General features: G+C 41.2%; 3 protein-coding genes. All 3 read left to right on the top strand.

All coding sequences use genetic code 11. The annotated features are described in order from the left end of the window. Nucleotides 1-154: 154 nt before the first annotated feature. The 3 genes from F6K37_RS33615 to F6K37_RS33605 all read left to right on the top strand — a co-directional run bounded on the left by F6K37_RS33615 (nucleotide 155) and on the right by F6K37_RS33605 (nucleotide 3,965). The gene (locus F6K37_RS33615; RefSeq protein WP_287255061.1) at nucleotides 155-2,275 is read left to right on the top strand and encodes a sulfotransferase; all 2,121 of its coding nucleotides are present in this window, start codon (nucleotides 155-157) and stop codon (nucleotides 2,273-2,275) included. 356 nt (nucleotides 2,276-2,631) lie between these two features. Continuing rightward, the gene (locus F6K37_RS33610) at nucleotides 2,632-3,357 is read left to right on the top strand and encodes a sulfotransferase family 2 domain-containing protein (RefSeq protein ID WP_287255059.1); all 726 of its coding nucleotides are present in this window, start codon (nucleotides 2,632-2,634) and stop codon (nucleotides 3,355-3,357) included. A 17-nt stretch (nucleotides 3,358-3,374) separates the two neighbouring features. Next, complete coding sequence (locus F6K37_RS33605; RefSeq protein ID WP_287255057.1) at nucleotides 3,375-3,965, top strand: chorismate--pyruvate lyase family protein; 591 nt, start codon at nucleotides 3,375-3,377, stop codon at nucleotides 3,963-3,965. The last annotated feature ends 214 nt before the right edge of the window (nucleotides 3,966-4,179 follow it).

Below are 4,179 nucleotides of genomic sequence, written 5' to 3'. Positions count from 1 at the left end.
GGAGACTATGTGAGCAAAACACTCTCCGACAGCCTCCAAGACATGTATCGTTAGAAGTTAGTGGAGCCATTCGCTAATTATTAAGTGGTGAGACTTACTCACCACTTGCTACCAAGGTGCTACCAAATAGGAGCAGGAGAATCCCCAGTTTCAGATGAAGCTAGATACTGAGTTCTACAAACTTCCTCTACGCTTTGATGTAGAGCGACTAGAGCAGGAAATCTCCCAATTTAGCCAAGAGGATTGGATTTATCATCCTCCAGAGGTGGCAGGCGAAGCATCGTTGATTCTTGTATCAGTAGGAGGCAGGCTCGACAATGATTTTGCTATCTCAGCTCCTGTGGAGTCAACTTCTTTTCTAGAACGTTGTCCTTACCTCAAGCAATTAATGCGATCGCTAGATACTCCCATCTCCCGCAGTCGTTTAATCCGACTTTCGGGTGGAGCTGATAGGATCTGCACAAACTACAATTACCATTGGTTTCGGCGGAGCTGCATTTATGTAGCAATTGTTACTAACTCTGCTGTTGAGTTTTGCTGTAATGATAAGAGTGCCCATATGGGTGCTGGAGAAACTTGGACTTTCGACAATTCTCAGCATCACTGGCTAGTAAATAAGGGAGAGCAGGACTGTATTCATTTGGTTATAGAAACCAAAGGCTCCCCAAGCTTGAATAAAATGCTCGCACAAGCCGAACAGCCTTGTACCCCAGAGAGCAACTCAGCTAAAGTACAGGTTCGTGAGCTTCCCTACTTGCCAGATGATGATGCTCAGATTTGCTTGGAACCTTACCGTTTTGAGGTATTGACATCCCAAGAGATTGACAACTTAACTGCTGCAATTCTTGCTGATGTAGAAAACTCTGAGATTCCTCAGAGCAATATTATAAAACTAGTTCATAATATTAAACAGTTTAGGAACCAGTGGGAAAAAGCATTTTATCGATTTGGACACAACCGCTCTGGAGAGTTAACTTACCAAGACCTAATTTTCGGTTTTACGAAGCAAATTGCCTCTGAAACAAACAAGTGGTTACCCCAATCAGGGAAAGGCCAAAATGCCATTAAAGTAATTGGTTCGATGTTGCTAACATCGAATCCTCCTGTCAAAAAAAAGGTCACCAAGAGATTATTAGCTTTAGCCAAGAAAAAGAGCAAAGCTAAGGCAAAATTCTCTACAGATGCTTGCTACCGAGTTGTAGACAATGTGGAACTTCAAAAAGGTTTCCAGCAGCTGGTTGGTTTCCCCAAACATGCCCAGATTTTGGAGTTATTCCATTCTGCCTCAACTTTTTCAGAGGTAAGCCATCGCCTTTCTCCAGAATTGGAGATAAAAGAAGGGGAATTAGGCAGTATGGTTCAAAAGTTGCTAGAGTTCAAACTGCTCAAGGAAGAATTCACTTGTCCTGAATTTGAAAGACCGATCTGTATCGTCTCTGCTCCTAGGGCAGGCAGCACTCTCTTATTTGAAACCTTATGCAAATTCCCGGACTTATGGACAATTGGTGACGAAAGTCACGAAATTATTGAAGGGATACCAGAGCTTCATCCTTCAACTCGCAATTTTAGTTCTAACCGCCTGACTGAAGCAGATGCCCTACCTCACATCTGTTCAACTCTCAGAGAGCGGTTTACTCAACAGTTGCAAAATCGTGAAGGAAAGGCTTACCTTGATCTTCCTATTAAGCAACGTCCTACTAAGGTAAGATTTTTAGAGAAAACGCCTAAAAATGCCCTACGCATTCCTTTCCTGAAAGCTCTATTTCCCGGAGCGCTATTTATATATCTCTATCGAGAACCAAGAGAAAATATAAGTAGTATGATGGAAGGTTGGCGAGCGCGGCGCTTTATTTCTTACCAACCCCTTCCTGGTTGGCCTTTCAGAGAATGGTGCTTCCTACTAACTCCTGGATGGTCATCACTGCAAGAAAGTTCCATAGCAGAAATTGCAGCTTATCAGTGGAAGATAGCTAATTCCTACATCTGGGAAGACCTCCAAACTTTAGCCCCATCATCTTGGTGCTTAGTTCGCTATTCTGACTTAGTTCGGGAGCCAGCGAAAACTATCAGAGCAATTAGCGAATTTGCTGGACTGACTTGGGATAAACGAATAGAACAGTTAGTTTCTCAGTCCCTACCAGTTTCGACAATGGCTACGTCGAAACCATCTCCGGACAAGTGGCGCAAAAATGAAAGGGAAATAGCTAAAGTTTTACCGAATTTAGAACCAATTATAAATCTTGTGGAGAAAAAACATGAAAAAAGTTCTTCCTAAACATGCCACTGATCAAGCTACTCCCAAAACCAAACAAGCATCTTAGAAAACTATGCCCCGTTGATATCTCCTCTATTGCTGAGGAAATACTCAGTTTGCCTCACGATTTGTGGTCCACCCAGGATAACTCCAAACCAAACAAGTTCGATAATATGGAGTTAACAATAAAGCCGTACATGGTGGTGTGAATAATGGAGATACGGATCGGATTAATCTAATCATTGAATATTTCTAGAAATAGGTAACACTCGTTCATGGCTTAAGGCTCTCTTGGGCTTGTGGTGATAACTCTATCAAGCTCAGGAGGGAAAACTAGGAGCTTATTCCCTAATATCTGAGATTGGCACTAATAATTTATGTTAATATCCTACAGTCACAAATTTATTTTTTTTCATGTTACAAAAGCAGCCGGTACAAGTGTCAAAGAAGCCCTGAAAGTATATGCAACTGAACCAGAAAAATTCAAAATAACTCGCCCCCCTAAAGAGGTAAACGGTAAGCCCAACCGCTTCTACGAAATCTGGGAGTCTTCTCTTTGGCACGCTAAAGCAAAGGATGCAAAAAAAGAACTGCCTGAGGAAGTATATAACAACTTCTATAAGTTTGCTTTTGTGAGAAATCCCTGGGATTGGCAAGTATCATATTATCACTTTATTCTCAAAGAACAAACTCATATCAGACATGAACTAGTTAAGTCCATGGGGAGCTTTGAGAAATATTTAGACTGGGTAATCAACACCAAAAATCCTTTTCCCAAGGGAGCAACTAAGTTGCAAAAAGAAATTATTACCGATGATGATGGCAAGCTAATTGTAGATTTTATTGGTAGATATGAAACCTTAGTACAAGACTTCAATTATGTCTGCCAAGTTCTCAACCTCAAAACTTCTCTGCCCCACTTGAATAAGACAACACACAGAGATTATCGGTCTTATTATAGTGAAACAACGAAAAAAATAGTAGCAGAATACTTCCAAGAAGATATTGAGTTATTTGGCTATACCTTTGATGGCTACCATACTGAATTATCTCAGGTGGGACAACTTCAAGGAAATACTGTAAATAAACAAATTTTTGCCTAGGTCAAGGAGTTTCAGCTATGCACGCCCAAGAAATTAATTCAAAAAGTAGATCTGACTTCAGGCCAGATTTACAAGAATCCCTGAGACATAGTCATATCGATCCCTCCAAGCTCAGCACATTCCAGAGAATTGTCCTGACAACTGATGGAACATTAACAGAAATATTAGAAGCTTATCTGTTTGAAAAGATCAGGATTGTCAAGTTGTCCGAGGGTGTTGTTTCCATAGCCCAAGACATTTTGCCTTTAGACCTCAAAGTTGGCAGTGAGGTGATTGAAAGAAAAGTATTGCTTCAAGGCAAAATTAGCAGAAGTAACTGGATTTATGCTGAGTCAGTTATTGTTCCCGACCGACTAGAGGAGAAGTATAGAGAAAGATTGCTCAAGTCTCAGGAATCAATTGGAAGACTATGGTTAGAACATAGGAGCGAAACCTATAAAGAAATAGTCGATTCAGGTCGGGAATGGGCAGGAGATGTGGCCGAGCATTTCAAGATTCAACCAGAAGACAAACTCCTCTCTCGCACTTATCGCGTTTTTTGTAACAAAAAACCGATCATGATGATTACTGAGAAGTTTCCTGAAAGCTACTTCCTGAAGGATTTTTAGTTCGGAGTCACACCTCATATTGGGGGATGGGGAGACAGGGAGAGGGGGGTATTTGCTTCTCCCTGAGATCTACCTTGACAGAGTAGTACTAGCAGTGTCTGAGTCATAGCGCAGGGAACAGGCAACTTCTTTAACAGTAAAATGCCTTAATCTATAAACTCAGCGCTATTGCGATCGCCTAAATATATAGTCAAGATGCCACAAACCGAAACTT

This window comes from Moorena sp. SIO4E2 (assembly GCF_010671945.1).
Taxonomy (GTDB): Bacteria; Cyanobacteriota; Cyanobacteriia; order Cyanobacteriales; family Coleofasciculaceae; genus Moorena; species Moorena producens.
Note: the sequence above shows the minus strand (reverse complement) of the source record. Positions and strands in the feature narration are given on the sequence as shown.